This window comes from Gilvimarinus japonicus (assembly GCF_042847215.1).
In the GTDB taxonomy this organism is placed as follows: Bacteria; Pseudomonadota; Gammaproteobacteria; order Pseudomonadales; family Cellvibrionaceae; genus Gilvimarinus; species Gilvimarinus japonicus.
In genome coordinates this window covers 3,921,315-3,940,744 of sequence record NZ_AP031500.1, presented here as the reverse complement: position 1 = coordinate 3,940,744, position 19,430 = coordinate 3,921,315, and the positions used below count along the sequence as shown (strand labels likewise).

Annotated in this window: 13 protein-coding genes; 6 read left to right on the top strand and 7 right to left on the bottom strand. The window is 53.6% G+C overall.

All coding sequences use genetic code 11. The features are described from left to right. Positions 1-136: 136 nt before the first annotated feature. Together recG and ACGHAD_RS16715 are read right to left on the bottom strand one after the other, a co-directional pair. A complete protein-coding gene (gene recG, locus ACGHAD_RS16720) occupies positions 137-2,227 on the bottom strand; it encodes an ATP-dependent DNA helicase RecG (RefSeq protein WP_382414607.1) in 2,091 nt (696 codons plus the stop codon). A 2-nt stretch (positions 2,228-2,229) separates the two neighbouring features. Next, the gene (locus ACGHAD_RS16715) at positions 2,230-3,165 is read right to left on the bottom strand and encodes a LysR substrate-binding domain-containing protein (protein ID WP_382414609.1); all 936 of its coding nucleotides are present in this window, start codon (positions 3,163-3,165) and stop codon (positions 2,230-2,232) included. A gap of 51 nt (positions 3,166-3,216) precedes the next feature. Between ACGHAD_RS16715 and ACGHAD_RS16710 the strand changes: the two genes are divergently transcribed. Next, entirely contained in the window at positions 3,217-4,065 is an 849-nt protein-coding gene (locus ACGHAD_RS16710) for an SDR family oxidoreductase (protein ID WP_382414611.1), read from the top strand. A gap of 21 nt (positions 4,066-4,086) precedes the next feature. Here ACGHAD_RS16710 and ACGHAD_RS16705 read toward each other — a convergent pair whose 3' ends face one another. Further along, positions 4,087-4,476, bottom strand: a complete 390-nt coding sequence (locus tag ACGHAD_RS16705) for a RidA family protein (RefSeq protein ID WP_339616657.1) — start codon at positions 4,474-4,476, stop codon at positions 4,087-4,089. Between the two features lie 169 nt (positions 4,477-4,645). Here ACGHAD_RS16705 and ACGHAD_RS16700 point away from each other — a divergent pair, with 169 nt between their 5' ends. The 3 genes from ACGHAD_RS16700 to ACGHAD_RS16690 all read left to right on the top strand — a co-directional run bounded on the left by ACGHAD_RS16700 (position 4,646) and on the right by ACGHAD_RS16690 (position 12,623). Next, complete coding sequence (locus ACGHAD_RS16700; protein ID WP_382414613.1) at positions 4,646-7,306, top strand: DUF2339 domain-containing protein; 2,661 nt, start codon at positions 4,646-4,648, stop codon at positions 7,304-7,306. 110 nt (positions 7,307-7,416) lie between these two features. After that, the gene (locus ACGHAD_RS16695) at positions 7,417-9,996 is read left to right on the top strand and encodes a TonB-dependent receptor plug domain-containing protein (protein ID WP_382414615.1); all 2,580 of its coding nucleotides are present in this window, start codon (positions 7,417-7,419) and stop codon (positions 9,994-9,996) included. A gap of 332 nt (positions 9,997-10,328) precedes the next feature. Next, entirely contained in the window at positions 10,329-12,623 is a 2,295-nt protein-coding gene (locus tag ACGHAD_RS16690; RefSeq protein WP_382414617.1) for a GH36-type glycosyl hydrolase domain-containing protein, read from the top strand. A gap of 61 nt (positions 12,624-12,684) precedes the next feature. On the opposite strand, the gene ACGHAD_RS16685 is transcribed toward ACGHAD_RS16690, so the two are convergent. Genes ACGHAD_RS16685 through ACGHAD_RS16675 form a run of 3 tightly spaced genes read right to left on the bottom strand, consistent with a single transcriptional unit; the run spans position 12,685 to position 15,417 of the window. Then, on the bottom strand, positions 12,685-13,110 hold the full coding sequence (locus tag ACGHAD_RS16685) for a response regulator (protein ID WP_339616661.1): 426 nt from the start codon (positions 13,108-13,110) through the stop codon (positions 12,685-12,687). Beyond that, positions 13,076-14,638: an ATP-binding protein gene (locus ACGHAD_RS16680; protein ID WP_382414619.1), complete on the bottom strand. Its 1,563-nt coding sequence runs from the start codon at positions 14,636-14,638 to the stop codon at positions 13,076-13,078. The genes ACGHAD_RS16685 and ACGHAD_RS16680 overlap by 35 nt, the downstream gene beginning before the upstream one ends. Positions 14,639-14,646: 8 nt before the next feature. Then, entirely contained in the window at positions 14,647-15,417 is a 771-nt protein-coding gene (locus tag ACGHAD_RS16675; RefSeq protein WP_382414621.1) for a substrate-binding periplasmic protein, read from the bottom strand. A gap of 281 nt (positions 15,418-15,698) precedes the next feature. On the opposite strand from ACGHAD_RS16675, the gene ACGHAD_RS16670 reads away from it, so the two are divergent. Beyond that, positions 15,699-16,493: an AfsA-related hotdog domain-containing protein gene (locus ACGHAD_RS16670; protein WP_339616664.1), complete on the top strand. Its 795-nt coding sequence runs from the start codon at positions 15,699-15,701 to the stop codon at positions 16,491-16,493. 28 nt (positions 16,494-16,521) lie between these two features. Continuing rightward, a complete protein-coding gene (locus tag ACGHAD_RS16665) occupies positions 16,522-17,202 on the top strand; it encodes an HAD family hydrolase (protein WP_382414623.1) in 681 nt (226 codons plus the stop codon). Between the two features lie 56 nt (positions 17,203-17,258). Here the strand turns inward: ACGHAD_RS16665 and ACGHAD_RS16660 are convergent, their stop codons facing one another. Continuing rightward, complete coding sequence (locus ACGHAD_RS16660; RefSeq protein WP_382414625.1) at positions 17,259-19,337, bottom strand: putative bifunctional diguanylate cyclase/phosphodiesterase; 2,079 nt, start codon at positions 19,335-19,337, stop codon at positions 17,259-17,261. Positions 19,338-19,430 lie beyond the last annotated feature (93 nt).

The following is a 19,430-nucleotide window of genomic DNA, read 5'->3' as shown; positions in this document are numbered from 1 at the left end:
GTTGTGCTCATTGGGCGAACTATCGTTGTTTGCACGGCGCCCTTGCTGACAATATAAAGCCTATTTGACGCAGCGGCTACGGTTGCACTTAAAGTGTGATCTGGGTCACGCTCGGTTGGTGCTTGCTTAAAACATTTTACGCGCCCAGATAGCGCTCACGTCCACCCAGCCAGCGCTCGATAATGGCGCTGGCCCGCACGGGGTCGCGCGCAATAATTAATTCTCCGGCCTCGCGCACGGCGTCCAGCAAATGGCTGTCGCGCTGGAGGTCGGCTACCCGAAACTCCATTTGGCCGGTTTGTCGGGTGCCGAGTACTTCGCCGGGGCCGCGCAATTCTAAATCTTGTTCGGCGATATAAAAACCATCCGAGCTCTCGCGCATAACTTTAAGGCGCGCCTTGCTGTTGCGCGATAGTGGCGTGCCGTACAGTAGCACGCAGTGGCTGGCATCGCGTCCGCGGCCGACACGGCCACGCAGTTGATGCAATTGCGATAGCCCCAGCCGCTCGGGATTTTCGATAATCATCAAGCTGGCATTGGGTACGTCGACGCCCACCTCGATAACGGTGGTGGCCACCAATAAGTCTAGCTCAGCGGCCTTAAAAGCGCTCATCACGGCTTCTTTCTCGGCCGCCTTTAGGCGCCCGTGAACCAAGCCAATCCGCAAATCAGGGAGTTGTTCGCTCAGGTTATCGGCCGTTGCCTCGGCGGCTTGAGCCTCCAGAGACTCTGACTCTTCAATTAAGGTGCATACCCAGTACGCTTGGCGGCCCGCCGCGCAAGCGGCGCGTACGCGCTCGATGATTTGCTCGCGGCGCTGGTCGGAGATAACTGCCGTGGTGACTGGGGTGCGGCCGGGGGGTAGTTCGTCGATCACCGAGCAGTCTAAATCGGCGTAGGCGCTCATGGCCAATGTGCGGGGGATGGGGGTCGCGGTCATAATGAGTTGATGCGGGGTGCATTCTCCGCGCGCGCCTTTCTCTCCCAGTGCTAAGCGCTGGTGGACGCCAAAGCGGTGCTGCTCGTCAATTACGGCGAGTGCCAAGTCGGCAAATTCGACCTCTTCCTGAAACAGTGCATGAGTACCTACCACCACCTGAGCCTCGCCGCTGGCGATAGCGGCCAGTTGCTCGCGTCGCGCTTTTTGCCCCAGCTTGCCGCTGAGCCAGCCCAGTTTGATACCCAAAGGCTCAAGCCAGGCACTAAAGTTAACCCGATGTTGCTCGGCCAGAATTTCGGTGGGCGCCATAATGGCCGCCTGTTTGCCCGCCGCCACGGCGGCCAGTGTCGCCAGCGCCGCGACCACGGTTTTGCCTGAGCCGACGTCCCCCTGCACCAGCCGCAGCATGGGTTCGGGCTGGCGTAGATCTTTTTGTATGTCAGCGCTTACTCTTGCTTGAGCGCCTGTTAAGTCGAAGGGGAGCTGGGCTAAAAGCTGTTGTTGTAATTCGGCTGCCGGGTGCAACGGCGGCGCCCGCTGACTGCGAATACCTTGGCGAAACTGCAGCATACTCAGTTGATGGGCCAGTAGCTCCTCGAAAGCTAACCGCTGCTGAAACGGGTGAATGCCCTCTGCCAACTGGTGTAGGTCGACGTCTTTGGGTGGGTTGTGCAGTAGGGCGAGCGCCTCGGCCAGGGGTATTTGCTCGAGGGTTTTACGCACGCGCTCGGGCAGCAGCTCTTCGAGTTGGTAGCGCGAGAGCAGCGCCAGTGCTTGCTGGGTAAGGGTGCGCAGTCGCGGCTGGGTCAAGCCATCGGTGGTTGGGTAGTGGGGGGTTAGGCTTTGTGCCAGCGGTTTATGGTCGCCATCGGCCAGCAGCTCGTATTCTGGGTGAACCATCTCCAGCCCGCTGGCACCGCGGCGTGCCTCGGCAAAGCAGCGCACCCGCGCGCCTTTGACCAGACGTTGTTTTTGCGCGCCGGTAAAATGAAAAAAACGCAAGGTAAGGGTGCCGGTGTTGTCTTGTATTCGGCACACCAAAGAGCGACGCCGCCCGTACACCACATCGGCGGCGCGTACTTCGGCTTCAATGACGGCGCTAATGCCTGGCTGTAAGCCCCCGATAGCCTGCACGCGAGTGCGGTCAAGGTAGCGTGAAGGCAGGTGAAATAACAGCTGCTGTACGGTCCGGACCCCGAGTTTGGCGAGTTTTTCGGCCAGCGCCGGGCCCACTCCCGATAGGGTGGTAACCGGCAGGCTCGCCAGCGTATCGGCTTGCCCGTTCACAGTTAGTTGCGCAGGCTAATCAGAGGGTTGTCACGTTGGCAGTGGCGAATGGCGGTGCGCAAGGCATCCACTGCTTTAAAACGCGGAAAGCTTGCCCTCCAGGCCAGCGCTACGGTGCGGCTGGGGGCTGGGTCGTTAAAGGGCCTGGTTACCAGTACCTCTTCGCTGTAGCGGCTTATGCCGGCGGCGGAGACGGGCAAAATAGTGATGCCGAGCCCCGACGCTACCATGTGGCGCAAGGTCTCGAGTGAGCTGCCCTCGGCTGCTGTGCGTACGCCACCACTGTGCCCTTCGACGGATGTTTTAAGGTGTGGGCACGTCTCCAGCACCTGATCGCGAAAACAGTGGCCCTCGCCCAGTAACAGGACTTCTTCTGAGTCCAGTGCGGTAGGGTCGATCGTATCGTTTTGCGCCAAGGGATGATCTTTGCGCATGAGCACCACAAAGGGCTCGTCGTACAGCGGTTGCGTTACTACATCGGCCTCGGTAAAGGGCAGCGCCACGATAATCACGTCCAGCTCGCCTTTGCGCAGCTTGGTGCGCAGGGTACCGGTGTAGCTCTCCTCGACGTACAGTGGCATTTTGCTCACTTCTTTTTGCAGCTCGGGGATAAAGCTCGGCAGCAAATAAGGCCCAATGGTAAAGATAGCGCCGATGCTCAGCGGGCTGGAGAGCTGGTCTTTGCCCTCATTGGCGATATCTTTAATGGCGGCCGACTGCTCTAGCACTAAATTGGCTTGAGCCACGATTTTTTCGCCTAAAGGAGTGGCCGATACCCGTGATTTAGAGCGCTCAAATAAAGAGACGCCCAGCTCTTCTTCGAGTTTTTTGACTGCGATGCTCAAGGTGGGTTGGCTGACAAAGCAGCGCTCGGCGGCGCGACCAAAGTGTTGTTCCTGAGCCAAGGTGACGATATAGCGCAATTCTGTCAAAGTCATGGTTCAGGTTCCTATCGGGAATAAAAGTATCTTGATGAGTACACTAGCAAAATGGATAGCGAAAAACTATTAATAATCGGTTGTGGCGATCTCGGGCGACGTTTGGCAGGGCAGTTGGCCGGGAGCGGCATGGCCGTTACGGGGGTGCGCCGCAATCCGCCGAAAGCGACGGATGAGCTGCAATACCGCGCGTTAGATGCCTCTGACGAACGCGCTATGATGGCACTGCTGGCCGAAGGTTTTGACCATATCGTGCTGACCCTAACCCCCGCTGAACGCAGCGAGTCCGGCTATCACACGGGTTACGTGGTGCCTTGCCAGACCTTAGTACGCGCGCTTGCGGCGGCAGGTAAAATGCCGCGCAGGGTGTTGTTTGTCTCTAGCACCGCGGTTTATGGCGAGAATAACGCTGAGTGGATCGATGAGACGACACCCCCTCAGCCGGCCCGCTTTAACGGTGAACAGGTGTTGGCGGCCGAGCAGGTACTGCGTGACGCTAATCTGCCGCTGAGTGTGCTGCGCTTGTCGGGTATCTATGGGCCGGGCCGCAGCCGCTTGATAGATCGTGTCCGGCACGGGAACGCCGCGCCGAAACCCTCCTGGACTAACCGTATTCACGCCGATGATGCGGCGGGGTTTATGGCCTACTTGCTGCGCGAGACGCCCGAGCCGCAACCGTTGTATTTGGTCAGCGACAGCGAGCCTGTCCCCTACGCCGAGGTGGTGACTTATATAGCCGATTGCTTGGGGGTGAGCTTGCCCGCCTCAGTACCGGCGGAAGGCATGAACAAGCGCATTGATAATCGCCGGCTGTGTGCCAGCGGTTATCAATTGCGCTACCGCGATTATCGCGAGGGTTTTGCCGAGCTGTTGGGTGCGACCGATACGATTATTGCTTAAGCGGTGCAGCTATGAAGTCTGTTAGCCGGCGGTGACCATAATGCCGTCGGCTTCTACTTGGGCACCTTTGGGCAGCTGGCTGATGCCTATAGCGGCACGCGCTGGGTAGGGCTCGTCAAAGTAACGAGTCATTACTTCATTAACGATGGGAAAGTTGCCCAGGTCGGTTAAATAGAGGTTGAGCTTAACCACGTCTTTTAAGTTGCCACCGGCGGCCTCGCACACGGACGCTAGGTTTTTAAATACTTGATCGGCTTCGGCGGCAAAATCACCCTCTACCATTTCCATGGTCTCGGGAATCAGCGGGATCTGACCGGATAAGTACACGGTGCCATTGACCTTGACTGCTTGAGAGTAGGGGCCGATTGCCTCGGGCGCTTGATCGGTGTGAATGATGGCTTTGTTGGGCATGGTGTTCCTTGCGCTGAATGGGAAAGCTTATAAGTATAAACCCCCTAGCGCTCAGTGGCCAAGAGCACCGCACCGATAAGGATGCGCACTGCTGGAGCTTGGTGTAATCTGGCGCGGCGCCCATCAGGTAAAAAGACTTGCGCGACAAAAAAGAACAAGGAACAGGAAGATGCAGTTACTGCTGGCATTGGTTATTTTGGCATTGCTGTACCTATTTACCCAGGTTCGCCATCTGCGTAAATCGGTAGAGTCGTTGCAACGTCAATTGCGTGAATTGGCCCGGGAGATACCCACCCGAGCTTTTGAGGATCAAACGCAAGAGGCGGCTTCTGAGCCGGACTTAGACTTAGACCCAATAGGGTTAGAGCCGGAGGCGTTAGCGGCAAGCCATTCGCCCGTAGATTCGCAGTCCGCTGTGACAACCCCGCCACCGCATGCCGCGTTTGCCCGCGAGCAGGGTGCACCAAGCCCACAGAAGCATACGGCGACAGCGACATCGCCGGTATTTTTTGATCGAGCGTTAACGTGGCTTAAGCGCTATTTTACCGAAGGCAATGTCATTGTTCGCGTCGGTGTCATCGTGTTGTTTTTTGGTGTTGCTTTTTTGCTGCGTTATGCCAATCAGCAAGGTGTGTTACCGGTTCAACTTAAGCTGTGCTCGGTGGCCGCTCTGGGGGTTGCCTTACTGGCAATAGGCTGGCGGTTGCGCCGTATGCGTGTTACCTACGGATTAATTTTGCAAGGTGGCGGGCTGGGTATTTTATATATTACGGTATTCGCCGCGCTGCGTTTGTTCCATTTAATTCCACCGTCAATGAGTTTTGCGCTATTGGTGGTAATGGTGATTTTATCGGCGGCATTAGCGGTTTTGCAAAATGCTCGCTCATTGGCGGTGATGGCTGTCACTGGTGGTTTTCTCGCGCCAATATTAAGCGCTAGCGGACAGGGTGATCATGTCACGCTGTTTAGTTACTATGCGCTGCTTGATGCTGGCATTGTCGCCATAGCATGGTTTAAAGCTTGGCGCATTCTAAACTTGCTTGGGTTTGTATTTACTTTTGTTATTGCGAGCCTCTGGGGTGTTCTTAACTATACCCCCGCCAACCTTCCCAGTGCACAGTTCTTCTTGGTGCTGTTTTTTCTATTTTATGTGTCCATTGCCATTTTCTTTGCTCGGCGTCAGCCGCCAAACTTAACAGGCTACGTCGATGCGTCGCTAGTATTTGGTGTGCCCTTGGTTGGTTTTGGTTTACAGGCGGGCATCGTGTATCAATACCAATACGGGTTGGCATGGGCGGCGTTTGCACTGGGAGTTTTTTATAGTCTCTTGTTAATACTCTGTCGGCGCTTTGGCGGGGCCACGTATCGTTTGCTGGCTGAGGCGTATTTGGCGTTAGCGGCGGTGTTTTTATCATTGGCGATTCCCTTTGCGTTAGATGGCGAGTGGGTTGCGTCGGTATGGGCGCTAGAGGGTGCCGGCGTACTTTGGGTTAGTTTGCGTCAACGGCGTCAGCTGGGGGCGGCGTTTGCTTTGGCTCTTCAGGTGCTGGCGGGGGTGTACTTCTTAGCGGCGCAATGGCACCGCGACGGCGAGGCTTTTCTGGTTAATAGCGTTTTTTTAGGGGGAGTATTATTAGCCTTAAGTAACGGTGTTAGCAGCTATTTATTGCGTCACAGCTCACCCGATATTTTACGGGTCATTAGGCAGTGCTCGCAGCCACTTTTATTATTGGCGTTAACCTGGTGGTTTTTAAATGGTGCGCAAGAGGCGCTAGCTAATATTGCGCCGATGTATGTTTATGTTGCGATGTTATTATTTGTCGCGACGTCTTGCATGGTTTTAGGGTTTTTAGAATTAAAGCTGCAATGGTCTGAGCTGCGCTTTACTGGGTTTGGGTTGCTATTGTTTATGTTGTTGGCGGCCGGGTGGGCCCTGCAAAATTTGAATCACCCCGGAGAGTCTTGGGGTTATGCTGGCTGGCTCGCATTGTTTTGCGTTTTATCCTGGCTATTGTACCTTCGCGATCGCCGGCCTCTTGCCGCCGTCAATGCGGTGGGGTTGCACTTGTTGGGCTGGCTGTTGTTTGCCGTGTTGGGGACCACGGAGCTAGTCTGGTTTGTTGTCGATACATTAAATTTAGCCGATAGCTGGGAGTGTCTGGCACTGGTCCCGCTAAGTTTGTTGCTTACGTGGTGTGTCTTGAAGCTGAATGTATGGCCTTGGACTGATCACTACGCGAGTTATTTAATCTATGGTAGTTCTCCGCTAGTGGCCTTTATGGCGTTGTGGAGCGTCGCAATAAGCGCCACGAGTGCGGGAAGTTTCTTGCCTTTACAGTATGTGCCACTTCTCAATCCATTAGACCTCACGCAATTGGCGGTATTTTTTACCGGGTTTTACTGGTGGCGCAAAGTCTGCTCGGTAGGTGTCATTAAGGTTTCTAGATCGCATGGCTGGGCTGTCATCGCGGCGCTAGTGTTTGTTTGGTGCAATGCAATGCTATTGCGTAGTTTGCATCATTGGAGTGGCGTGAGCTACGAGTTAAACGCCATTGTAAACTCGGCGCTTGCGCAGGCGGCCTTGACAATATTTTGGGCGCTGCTGGGTTTGTCGGTTATGTTTATTGCTACCCGGAAGCACTGGCGTAATACGTGGTTAGTGGCAGCTGTATTGCTTGCCGTAGTGGTGGCTAAACTATTTTTAATGGATATGCGCGATAGCAATACCCTCGAGGCCATTGTCTCGTTTATCGCCGTTGGCATTTTGTTGCTTGTGGTCGGGTATTTTTCGCCATTGCCGCCCAAGGCGAAAGCGCCGTTAGCTGAGTGATCGTGAGGCGCTGTTAATCGGCTAACGATTCATGGCGCTGTAGTAAAAGCGAAGGCTGCTTTCTTAACTATAATGGCAGGAGTCTAATTACAATTCAGAAGGAGCTGGTGATGTCTGATACATATTTTCCCCGACGCATGTTGGCGTCGTTTGTGGCACTTGTTAGTGGTAGCACGGCCCTAGATGCGCTGGCACAAGATGACAGTATGCCAAAAATGGAGGAAGTGGTGATTCTTGGCAGCCGGACCCCTGGCCGTACCGCCGAGGATATGCCGGTGCCAGTGGATAATTTTAGTGCCGAGGCGCTGTCCAGTACGGGCCAGGTTGAAGTGGGTCGTATGCTGCAGGCGATTGCCCCGTCGTTTAATTTTCCCAGCTCGTCGGTTAGTGATGGCACCGATGCGTTGCGCCCGGCGACGTTACGTGGCTTGGGGCCCGATCAAACCTTGGTGTTAATTAATGGCAAGCGCCGCCATCAGGCATCTCTTATTCATATTAATACCTCGGTTGGTCGCGGTACGGCCGGTACCGATATGAACGCCATCCCCGCAGCGGCCATTAAAAACATTGAGATTTTGCGCGACGGTGCGGCAGCGCAATATGGCTCGGATGCAATCGCCGGTATTATCAATATTGTGCTCAAAGACAACAGCGAAGGTGGCAGTGCGTCTGGTTCTTACGGTCAGTACACCGAGGGCGATGGCGAAACGGTTAACGTAAATATTAATAAGGGTTTATCGATCGGTGATAGCGGCTACGTTAGTATGACGGCCAACTATCGCGATCGCGGCCGAACCAATCGGGCCGATCCCCAAGGACTCTGTTTATACGGTGGCTGTAACGACAGCGACGGCAACGGTTATCTGGAGCCATCAACAAGCTACGCCGAACGCGAGGTTAATGGTCCCGCCCGCGATGGATTTCGTATTGGCGATGCCGACTCGACCCAGGTGGCGCTGGTGTTGAATGCCGGTGTCGATGTGGGTGTCGGCGAGCTATATGGTTTTGTGACTTACTCGGCACGTGAGAACGAATCTGGCGCTTTTTATCGCAACCCAACCGGCACGAATGGAGTTGATAGCGCACTGCTAGCCGACGGTTTAAACCCCGCTGATCCCGATGGTTTTTTACCGCTAATTTATTCTGAGATTGACGATGTTTCCTACAATATTGGTTACCAGTTTGAGCTGGCCAATAATGCTCATATGGATATCGCCTACACCTACGGCAACAACCAAATTGCTTACACGACGAAGAACAGCGCGAACTACTCTTACGCGAATTACCTGCGCTTTGGCGAAGGGCTGGACGATGCCGGTGTGCGCCAGCAGATTCCGCGCGCGGCGGATGCTTACGGCTTAGAGCTGGAGCTGCAAACGCTCAATGTCAATTACACGCAGAGTTTGGGCGATTTTCACTTGGCGGTTGGTGGCGAGCTGCGCCGCGATGGCTACCAGATTAAAGCCGGTGAGCAATACGCTTGGTTTGACTACGACACCCACCCAGAAACCGGCGCGGCACTGTACGCGCAAGACAGCGGTGGCGGTATTCAGGGGTTTAACGGTATTGCTCCGGAATCGGTGGTGGATGAAAGCCGCGATGTGCAATCTCTGTTTGTCGACGGTGAATATCAAATTACCGATGACTGGCTGGTGAGTGCCGCCATGCGTTGGGATAACTACGACGGTTTTGGCGATACAGTTAATTATAAGCTGGCGAGTAACTGGCATGTAAGTGATAGCTTTACGATGCGAGGCTCGGTGAGCACCGGCTTTCGCGCGCCCTCGATGCAGCAGTTGTATTTTAATAACGTGAGTACGCAAATTCGCGATGAAGGTGCGGTCACCGTGGGCACTTTTCGCAACGACAGTGCTGTGGTGCGCGGCTTGGGTGTGCCAGAGTTAACCGAGGAGCAATCGCAAAATATCAGTCTCGGTTTTGTCACTCATATTACCGATCGCTGGAGCCTGACCCTTGATGCCTACGCGATCAATATTGATGACCGTATCGGTATTAGCAACCAGTTAACCGCGGCCGATGACCCTGGCGACGGCTTGCTGAGCAACGCGCTGGCTGAGGCCAATGTTGCCGCCGCTCAGTTCTTTTTAAATGGCGCCGACACTGAAACCCGCGGGGTGGATATTGTTTCTAGCTACAGCGGCATCGACTTTTTGCGAGGCAACCTGGATTTGACCTTGGCGGCGAATTATACCGATACCGAGGTTACCAGCACCTATGTTCCCCGCGATGGCGCACTGTCTAGTGTTGACCCGACGCTAGTGTTTAGCGCGCAAGATATTTCTATTATTGAGTCATGGCAACCCAAAGACCGGGTGTCTTTGAGCGCCGATTATTTACTGGGCGACTTACGCGCCAGTCTAAGCGTTAATCGCTATGGTGAATACACCGTGCTTGATAGCAGTGCGCAAACCTACAGTGCCGAGTGGCTTACCGATGTTCGGCTGGGTTACTTCGTCACCGATGGGATTGAACTGTACGCCATGGGCAATAATGTTTTTGACGTTACCCCCGATCAGGTTAATAACACGAGTTCACGGGGCGGTTTATTTGAATCCAGCCCCGGCGCCGAAGATATGGCCATTGATACGGTGTTTCGTTACTCCCGCCGCAGTGCGCCATTTGGCTTTAATGGCGCGTTTTATTCCGTTGGGGTTAATTACTCGTTTTAGGCTGGAGGCTTCAAGCGTCGTGTCGGTGGGTTGCTGGGCGCTCGCCTAATCGCTGCGCTATCGTTTTGTTCCAGTGATTACCTCTGGTGCGACAGCTCGATTTCTTTGTTTTAAGGCTTAGCCAAGAGCTGGTGCTGGCCCGTCGGTACGGATCGTTAGTCTTTGTGGTTACCTACCTTACAAAATGATAGCGGTAACACTTGAAATAACATTGCACGGAGGTGTTTTAGGTGTTGTCAGGACAGTAATGATAGCGCTATCATTACTGTCCTGACAGCAATAAGCTGCGTGCATGTGTGCCCTCACCTGTCGCGGACATGGAATGTGATGCCATGATTTACTCTACCGATTACGGTGCTCGCTGGAATTTACGCTCGCCAACTGATATGCCAAAGGCGGCTGGAACTTTGTGCAACCGCCATTTGCGTATAGACGCTGGATGTCGCGGCTATTTGGCGACGCGTGCTACCGAGAGTCACGCCGCCCAGGGGTTGGGTCGCTTTGTGTATCTAAAAGATGAGGTGACTGGGGAGCTATACTCGGCGCCCTATGAGCCAGTGCGCAAGGAGCCCGAGCAGTTTAACTTTTGCGTAGGTTTAAACGAGATTACCTGGGATTCGGTGTTTGACGGTTTGGATGTCCGCTTGCAGCTGTCGCTACCGGAGGACGACGCAGTAGAGTTGTGGCAGGTAACGGTGGCGAATCGCGCTACCGTTGCGCGAAGCATCAGTGTTTACCCCTGCTTTTTACTCGCGCAGCTGAGCGAGCAACACCGCAGCGCGGAATATCGGCCGGACCTTGAGGGCATAGTCGCGAGTTTTGCGGTGGCTGATACAACCTCCGAGCCATTAGCGGCTGAGTTTCTGGAAGGGAGCTATCGGCAGGTTAAAAGTTTTGTGCTGCATGAGCGCCCGCCGGTTGCCTGGCAGGTGAGACGGGCACTGTTTGAGGGTGAAGGCGGATTGCATAACCCTGACGCGCTGCGCGCTGAAGAGCTTGGTTGTGATGATGCGCGGCAATACGATGTGCCGCTCGCGGCTTTGCAGTATCGCCTACAGTTGCCTCCCGGTGGTGAAGATACGCTGCGGTTTATGGTGGGGGATGCGACGGATAAACGCCACATACGCCGTTTGCGCGATCGGTACTTATCGGCAGCGGGTTTTGCGCGAGTGCAGTCGATGCAACAAATCGACGGCGATGCGCGAGCGAACACCTTGCAAATCGACACGCCCGATGACAGCTTAAATCATTTTGTAAATCACTGGCTGCCACGTCAGCTCGCAAGCGCAAACGGTGCCGATGACGATGATTTGCAGTGGCGTATTGCTTTGGTTTACAGCCATCCTGCAAGGGCTCGCGGTGAATTTTTAGCGGCGTTACAACGCCGCCCCGGCAAAAAGGATAACGCTACGGGGGCACTGTATCGCCCACCCAATAGCGGCATTGGCTGGGTGTTGTTTTTACGGGCCTACTTGGCAGAATCGGCCGATACAGCATTGTTGCGTGAGACTATGGTGGGCACTGATGGCGTTGCGATTAGTGTGTTTGAGCGGGTTAATAATGCCATGCATGATTTGCTTGGGCGTATTGATCGCCATGGATTATTGCACACGACGCAGCCGGGGGCTGGTGGTGCGTGCGCCAACGAATCTTTATCGGCGGCCTATGCTCTGGAGCTTTGGGCAACGATCTGTGAGCGAGATATACGGTTGCTCTCGGTGGCCGGACAATACCGCGAGGGCGCAGAGGCACTGCGACAGGCGGTGAATCAACACCTGTGGGACGGCCGTTGGTACGCCCGCGGTATTACCCGATATGGCGCGACTTACGGGGTGAGTGATGACCGCGAAGGAAAGATTTTTTTGGCGCCGCAAAGTTGGGCTTTATTGGCGCAGCAGCAAGATGCGCATCGCCGTCGTTTATTGCTTGATGCCGTGGACTCGCAGCTGGTGACCACCGATGGGGTAATGAATCTTGCACCGACATTTAGTCAGGTACGCGATGATCTTAGCCATATTTCGCGCAGTCATCCCGGGTTGGGCGAAAACGGCTCAATTCACAGTTTAACGGCGGCACACTATGCTTACAGTCTTTATAGCGCGGTTGAGCCGGAGCGAGCTTTTCAGGTGTTGCGCGCGTTAATCCCCGGCCCCGATGGCGAGCGCTACCGCCAGCGCGGTCAGCTGCCAACGTTTATGCCTGACGCGGCTAGCGGTGGTGGCGAGTCATTCGCAACTCGGGCGGGTTACTCCAGCGGGGTGGCGAGTGCCGCGGCCGCTAGCTGGACGTATCTGGCGCTGATAGAGGGCTTATTAGGTGTTAAGGGCGATCGCGAGGGACTTTGGATTAACCCGCAACTGCCGGCGCACTGGCCCTATGCGCGGATGGTTAAAAAGTTTCGCGGCGCAACTTTATATATAGCGATAACCCGAGATGTGAGTGTTCAGGGTACGAGTATGAGTATTGATGGTGTCGCCCAAACAGAGAGTCGCATACGCAATCCAGAACCCGGTAAGCGCTATCAAATTGAATTGCGAGTAGGGCGTCAAGCGCGTGACTATGGCGCGCCAAATTTAGCTTTTGCGAAGCGGCAGACACCAGGTTTTTTACGGGTTGCCGGGCAGTGATGTGTTGAGCGTTTGCCGCTGCGGCTAACCGGCGCGGCGGTGAAAGCTACGAGTGTCGCTGTTAGCCGGTTGGCGCCAGCCAGTGGTCGAGCTCTTGGTGTAGGCGCGAGGTAAAGTGCCTAAAATCTACGGTTTTTTGCAGGTAGCTGTTAGCGCCTAGTTGGCGGGTCTGCACCAGATCGATGAGTTCATCAGAGGTGGTAAGAATTAACACCGGGGTGCGGCTGTATTCGGCCGAGGCGCGCATGCGCTCTAATACGCTTAAGCCGTTGCCGTTAGGCAGGTTTATGTCCAATAGTACCAGGGCGGGCTTTGGCAATCTGGGGTTGTGAGCGTAACGTCCTTGAGCGTACAAGTATTCAATAGCTTGCGCGCCATCGGTTACCAATTGAATGTCGTAGTTTTGGTTAAGGTGTCTTAGGCTTAACATCGCCAGTTCGGCGTCGTCTGGGTTATCCTCCACCAACAGTATTGTCTCTTTGCTCATCGTCCTTGTCGCCTTCCTTGAAACAAAAATAAAAGCTCGCGCCCTCGTCGGGGCTCGACTCGGCCCATATCTGACCGCCGTGTCGACTAATAATACGCTGAACCGTGGCCAGTCCGATACCTGTTCCTTCAAACTCCTCGGCTTTGTGTAACCGGGAGAAAGGAGCAAATAGACGTTCAGCATAGTTCATATCAAAGCCTGCGCCATTGTCGCGAATATAAAATACCTCTTGGCCTTGGTAAAGGCACTGGCCCGCATTAATTTGGGCGTGAGCTTTGCGGCGTGTATATTTTATGGCGTTTTCCAATAAGTTGGTCATTAGCATCGTAAAAAAGCGCTTATCGGCCCGCACCTGCAGGTTGGGCTGGATTATCAGGCTAATGTCGCGTTCGGGCTCGCGCTCGCGCAATACCGAAAATAGCTGCTGAGTTTGCTCGCTAAAATCGATTGGCTCGCGATGTAGCTCACCCAAAGTAGCTCGGGATAAATGCAGGAAGCTGTCAATCATCTCGGACATTTCGCGTGTGCCAGCTTCAATGCGACCGAGGTAATGCTGACTTTGATCTGGCAGTAAGGCGCTGCAATCGTCTGCCAGCATCCGGCGAAACCCTTCAATACGGCGCAGCGGCGCGCGTAAGTCATGGGAGACCGAGTAGCAAAAGCTTGCTAGCTCGTCGTTGGCCGCCTGAAGCTCGGCCGTGCGCTGTTGGACTCGGTCTTCCAGTATCGTATTAAGGTATCTGACTTCCTCTTCGGCTTTGCGACGGGCCAGAACGTCACGTGCTAAGGCGTCATTCGCCTGGCGCATGCGGTCATAGGCTTGCGTTAAATTTTTGCTTAAGCGGTTAAATGCGCTGACGACCTGATCGAGCTCATCGTTACCGCTGTGGCGGTTACCGCGCTCAAGTTGCAGTGGCTCGGGTGATTCGCTGACGTTAAATTGGTTTACGTAGTGCGCGATGCGGACTAAATGCGCGGTGATAAGCCGGTAAACAATAAATAGGATAAACAGCGACACTAAAAACGTTTTAATGCCTTGCGTGAACAAGATAATAATTAATTTTTCCCACAGGCGAGAATAAACCTCATTAAGCGACGCCTGGACTCGCAGGGTGCCAATGTGTCGGTTACCGTCTTCGGTAGTGTGGTTAATGGCGTAATCGCGATTGATCACGCGATGCTTGGTAAATTGGCCCAGGGTAATGGTGAGCGGCTCGGCGATATCGGCGGGGTCTTCGTAAATGGCGACCGCGACCACTCCGGGCAACTGGCGAATACCCTCCATTTGCAGTTTTAGCTGACTTGGGTCCAGATTCCATAGGCTGGCACTGATACTTGCCAGGTAGCTGCTCTGCACATCGTCGAGCCGGGTTTTAATTTGTCCGACATCCCGCTGAAAGTCGACGAACAATTGAAACGCGGTAGCCACAAGCGTGACCAGTGAGCTAAACAGCACAATCGCAAACAGTAAACGACGGCCAATGCGGTCATCGGCAAGGCTCGCCCCCGGTTTTGAAAACCTGCGCATCGGCCGGCTTATAGCTCGTGCTGCTGTTGAATAGTGTCGAAGACTCCCTCGTCACGCATGTCGCGCAGTGCCTGATTGATGGCTGGCATAGCGTCCAGGTGAGTGGATATTTTGGAGCACTGAAACATCAACGGAATATTGCGCAGCACTAAGGGTTCGCCAAGTTCTGCTGTGATACCTTCCATACGAGCGATATAAAGCAGGGTCGGAATTGCGCCGACCACGACATCGACCCGCTCGCGTGCGACTTTGCGTAAACCTGTGGCGTAGTCAGTATCAAATACTTTTTCCAGCGTAGTATCGGCGTCAAAGCGCTCGCTGAGTGAGCCACCGCGCAACACGGAAATCCTTTGTCCGCTTAAGTCCTCGTAGCGGTTGAGTGACAGGCCTTGGCGTGGAATCGCTCCGAGAGGGTGCTGAAAGGTGAGCTCACCAGCGATGACTTTCTCGGAGTCGAGAGGTGCCAGAATGGTGCAGTCTTGTGTCCCGCGCTCGATTTCACGGCCCGCGCGAACAAACGGCGTAAGAGTAATATCAAACTGGTAGCCGGTGCGCTCTGTCAAAGCCTTGACGATATCGACAAACGCGCCCTCTATCTCGCCGCTCTGTACTGATTGCGATGCCCATGGCGGCGCGGCGAGCGTCACCATTTTTAGCGTTTCTTTTGGCTCGCCAGGTTCGCTCGCAGCGTTGCCGAGGGGCGAGGCGAAAGCCGTTAGTAGGGCCAAGATAGGCCCCAATGGACGCCGCGCCTTTTTAAAAAAATCATTATTATTCATTAGCTTGTACCTCAGTTTGGGTGGCGCATCCCCTCGCGTATAAATCCTGCCGTCAGTATAACGTGACTTGTTCTACTCGTCAGGCCCCCTTTTTTCTGTCGCCCCACTGACACGTTTAGGTGTTTTTGGGGAGGCCTCGTACTGCCCAGTCGATATCCGATATCGGCTTCATCATAGAGCGGCATAACTCTAGCTACTATCAAAGAGCGGCGCCTTTTTCCACATTCGTGGAAATGCCGTGTTTCTGTATTTATTCCATCTAATATCTATGAGGTAACACCATGAATGATCGTATCTTATTAGTAGTTGGTGACAAATTTGCTCCGTATATCGCTCAAAAAGAAGCTATTACGGTTTCTCAGTTACACGGATTGCTTAGTTTACCGGTGCATATACTCGGTAATCAGGAGCGCACAGTACTGGTTCCGGGACAGGGCATTGGTGACATGAGTCGCCAGAGGTTGCTGGAAGCGGCCAGTCAGTCGAGTAACATATCAGGGTTTGACTTCTCGCTGTGGCATAACTTACCTGAGCGTGCGAGCGGCGCATTGTCGCACAAGGCTGAGGTGTGCAATGTATTGGTGTCTATGCCGCGCCAGGTGTCGGCACGTGAGTATGAACTGGCGTTGCTGATCGATGAAGATTGCGAGCTGATGAAAGATCACTTGAGTGGGCAGCACGTTCAAGGAATGGTGGTCATTGAGGCCGCCCGACAAGCAATGCTGGTTGTGACCGAGGCCTATTTAATGCCGAAGTCCGTTATTGATTACGCTTTTGTGTTTAATGCTTTGTCGGTTAGTTATAGCCATTATGCGTTTCCCATTAGTGCCACTATCCGTACTCATATCACTGAGTGTGCGGTAGATAACCCTAAGTTCTTAAAGTTTGCGGCCATTACCAGCGTTGAGCAGTGTGGGCGTTCTGTGGCTGAATTTACGATGTCCTTTTCGGCGATGGAGAAGTCGCGGCTTGTAAAGCAAGAGCGTATGCAGTCCGTTAAAGCGCACCGTCAGTTTGTTGCGGTGGTTGCGTCGGATATCGCTGTGCCTGAAGTACTGATCGATCAGGCGCAATAGTAACGGTTAATCAAAGGAGTTAATCATTATGCAACATACGCAATCTTTATCTGTGGCTGAGCATGGTTATGCATTTTTTGATGTAGACAATACGTTAATTGCGCTAAACAGCATGTTGAGTTTTCAGGATTACTGGTATCAATTGTATCCAGACTCTGAGGCAGAATCACTCTACCGAGCCGATCTAATGGCGCATTTGCACGAGCACGCTTGCTGGGAGACGGTTAATAAACTTTATTACCGCCACTTTGCTGGTCGGTCAGTGGCCGCGTTAGCCGATGCCGGTAATCGCTGGTTTTGCCACAAACGACGAGAAACACGATTTTACTGTCAGGCGGTATTGGCCGAATTGCGAGATCATCAAGCTCGTGGCAGTGAAGTTGTTTTGGTGTCTGGCTCGTTTCCCGCCGTACTGGAGCCTATTGCCCGTGATTTAGGCATAGCTAAAATACTCGCGGCGCAAATGGAGGTGAGTGCCGGCGTCTACACCGGCTTTTTATCAGCACCGCCTATGGTGGGTGCGGGTAAGCGAGAGGCGGTAAAGGCGTTGCTGAGCAGTGCCGCGTTAGCACAGGCCAGTTATGCTTACGGTGATGATGTGTCGGATATTCCGATGCTGAGTGTCGTTGGGCATCCGGTGGTTGTTGCTGGCGGACGTCTGTCATCGGCAGAAGCTGAAAAGTTGGGCTGGCGTTTAATCGCCGTGTGATTATTGTTTGATTTTGCCCCCTGCTGCTATGCGGCAGGGGGCTTTTTAATGTTTCTTTATGACGGGGCAGATTGATGCGCAATTTTTTGTTTAATCTCCTCAATCGCAACGGGGATGCTCATTAAAAACCCTTGTGCCTGCTTGCAGCCGATCTGCAGCAATAGTTCGCGCTGCTCTTCGGTTTCTATTCCCTCGGCAACGATGTCCATGCCTAAGCCCTGTGCCAGAATAAAAATGGTTTCGACCAGTCGGTAGGCATTTTCATTATCCTGTATGCCGGCCACAAAGCTGCGATCAATTTTGAGTGTATGTAGCGGGTAACGTTGTAAGTAGCCAAGTGACGAGTAGCCTGTGCCAAAATCATCCACCGATAAGCGAATACCAAGCTCAGATAGAGCCTTGATATTGTCGTTAGTGGTGTTCTCATCGTTTACTAGAACACGTTCGGTAATTTCCAGCTCTACTTGATGGGCGTGAATTCTATTGGCGTGCAGCTGATCTGCCACAAATTGTGCGTAGCCGGCGATCTCCAGCTGGCGTGGCGATATATTGATCGCCAAGCGTAACGGTGTTTCGCTATCGCGCAATAATTTAGCGGTTTCGCGGCAGGCGGTTTGCAGTACCCAGCTGTCGATATCTTGAATGATGCCGATACTTTCCGCCGCGGGAATAAAATTATTGGGCATGCGCAATGTGCCATCGGGTTGATGCCAGCGGACCAGTGCCTCAAACCCCACAATGCTATTTTCTTCGAGGTCATAAATCGGCTGGTAGTGCAATACGAGTTCGTTGCGCTTTACTACATGCCGTAATTTCGTTTCTAAATCTAACCGGTCGATGAGCTGGTTGTTGATATCTTGGGTGAAAAACTGAAATTGATTGCGGCCATGATCTTTGCATTGGTACATGGCAAGGTCGGCATTGCGCAATAATAAATGGGGGTTACTGGCATCGTCTGGATAAACGGCGATGCCAATACTGCAAGTGACAAAATAGTCGCGGCCAATAATAAAAAAGGGTTCTGAAAATTGCGCGACAATGTTTTGCGCCATTTCTGCGGCCGTGTCTTTATTGCTTAAACCGGGTAGCACGGCAACAAATTCATCGCCGCCCATGCGTGCAATCGTATCCCCGGCTCGGGTGCAGCGACTAAGCCGCTCGGCGGCTTCTTTTAGTAAGAAATCGCCAATACTGTGTCCGACACTGTCATTTACGTCTTTAAAGTGATCGAGGTCGATTCCGAGTACGGCCACCTGATGTTTATGCTGGTCAGCCTCTTGTAATGCCTGGGTGAGCCGTTCGATTAGCAAGACGCGGTTTGCAAGCCCCGTTAGATCGTCGAAGCGTGCTTGCCGCAGAAGTTGTTGCTCATAGTTACGGCGTACGGTTATGTCCTCTTTGACCACGATATAGTGGCTGAGGGTGTTATCGATATCGGTAAGTGGCGAGACTTTGACGTTCTCCCAAAATAACTCGCCGTCGGCTCGTACGCTGCACACTTCTCCTCGCCACTGTTGGCCATTGCTAACAGTGCTGCACATTTGTTCCATTATGCGGGTGCGGTCTTCTTTCAGTAGGGTAAAGTCTAATGTGCGTCCCATCGCTTCACTGGCGGTGTAACCGCTGGCACTTTCAAAGCAGGGATTAACATATTGAATCTCACCATCGGGGTTGGTGATGACGACCGACACCGGGCTTTGCTCGACAGCTTGGGATAAAATTCGCACACGTGCTTCGGCGCTTCGGCGCTGTTGGCGCATATCCGCATCACGCAGCTCGCGCTCAATGGCAGGGACCAGTCGCGCTAGCGCGCTTTTGTCCATAAAATCGTGCGCGCCTTGTTTTAGTAGGCTAACGACGTCCTCGGCGGTAACCGCGCCCGAGGTGATAATAAAAGGTAGGTCTTTGCCGCTGGCTTTCAATGTGTCTAAGGCGGCCTCAGCGCTAAAACGGGGCATCCGATAATCGCAAATGATGAGATCCCATTGGTGCGTGCTCAGCGCATTGTGCATTTCATCGCGGGTTTCGACTTGCTGCACCTCAGGCGTAAACCCGCCGCGGATTAGCTCAGCCGTGGTGAGTTCAGTGTCGAGCTCGGAGTCCTCGACAAACAATACCTTGAGTGGTGTCCCCATGCAGCGTCCCATAATTCTAAATCAATTAGGCTAAAGTCTAATGTAGCGGCTAATCAATAAAAATGCGACCACCAAGGGGACTAATTTGAGGCG

What these genes read in the sequence shown, in the direction of transcription:
- ACGHAD_RS16675 (WP_382414621.1), bottom strand. Translation starts at nt 15,417, where the DNA reads ATGAATAATAATGATTTTTTTAAAAAGGCGCGGCGTCCATTGGGGCCT.
- ACGHAD_RS16680 (WP_382414619.1), bottom strand. Translation starts at nt 14,638, where the DNA reads ATGCGCAGGTTTTCAAAACCGGGGGCGAGCCTTGCCGATGACCGCATT.
- ACGHAD_RS16685 (WP_339616661.1), bottom strand. Translation starts at nt 13,110, where the DNA reads ATGAGCAAAGAGACAATACTGTTGGTGGAGGATAACCCAGACGACGCC.
- ACGHAD_RS16705 (WP_339616657.1), bottom strand. Translation starts at nt 4,476, where the DNA reads ATGCCCAACAAAGCCATCATTCACACCGATCAAGCGCCCGAGGCAATC.
- ACGHAD_RS16660 (WP_382414625.1), bottom strand. Translation starts at nt 19,337, where the DNA reads ATGGGGACACCACTCAAGGTATTGTTTGTCGAGGACTCCGAGCTCGAC.
- ACGHAD_RS16700 (WP_382414613.1), top strand. Translation starts at nt 4,646, where the DNA reads ATGCAGTTACTGCTGGCATTGGTTATTTTGGCATTGCTGTACCTATTT.
- ACGHAD_RS16695 (WP_382414615.1), top strand. Translation starts at nt 7,417, where the DNA reads ATGTCTGATACATATTTTCCCCGACGCATGTTGGCGTCGTTTGTGGCA.
- ACGHAD_RS16715 (WP_382414609.1), bottom strand. Translation starts at nt 3,165, where the DNA reads ATGACTTTGACAGAATTGCGCTATATCGTCACCTTGGCTCAGGAACAA.
- ACGHAD_RS16665 (WP_382414623.1), top strand. Translation starts at nt 16,522, where the DNA reads ATGCAACATACGCAATCTTTATCTGTGGCTGAGCATGGTTATGCATTT.
- ACGHAD_RS16670 (WP_339616664.1), top strand. Translation starts at nt 15,699, where the DNA reads ATGAATGATCGTATCTTATTAGTAGTTGGTGACAAATTTGCTCCGTAT.
- ACGHAD_RS16690 (WP_382414617.1), top strand. Translation starts at nt 10,329, where the DNA reads ATGATTTACTCTACCGATTACGGTGCTCGCTGGAATTTACGCTCGCCA.
- ACGHAD_RS16710 (WP_382414611.1), top strand. Translation starts at nt 3,217, where the DNA reads ATGGATAGCGAAAAACTATTAATAATCGGTTGTGGCGATCTCGGGCGA.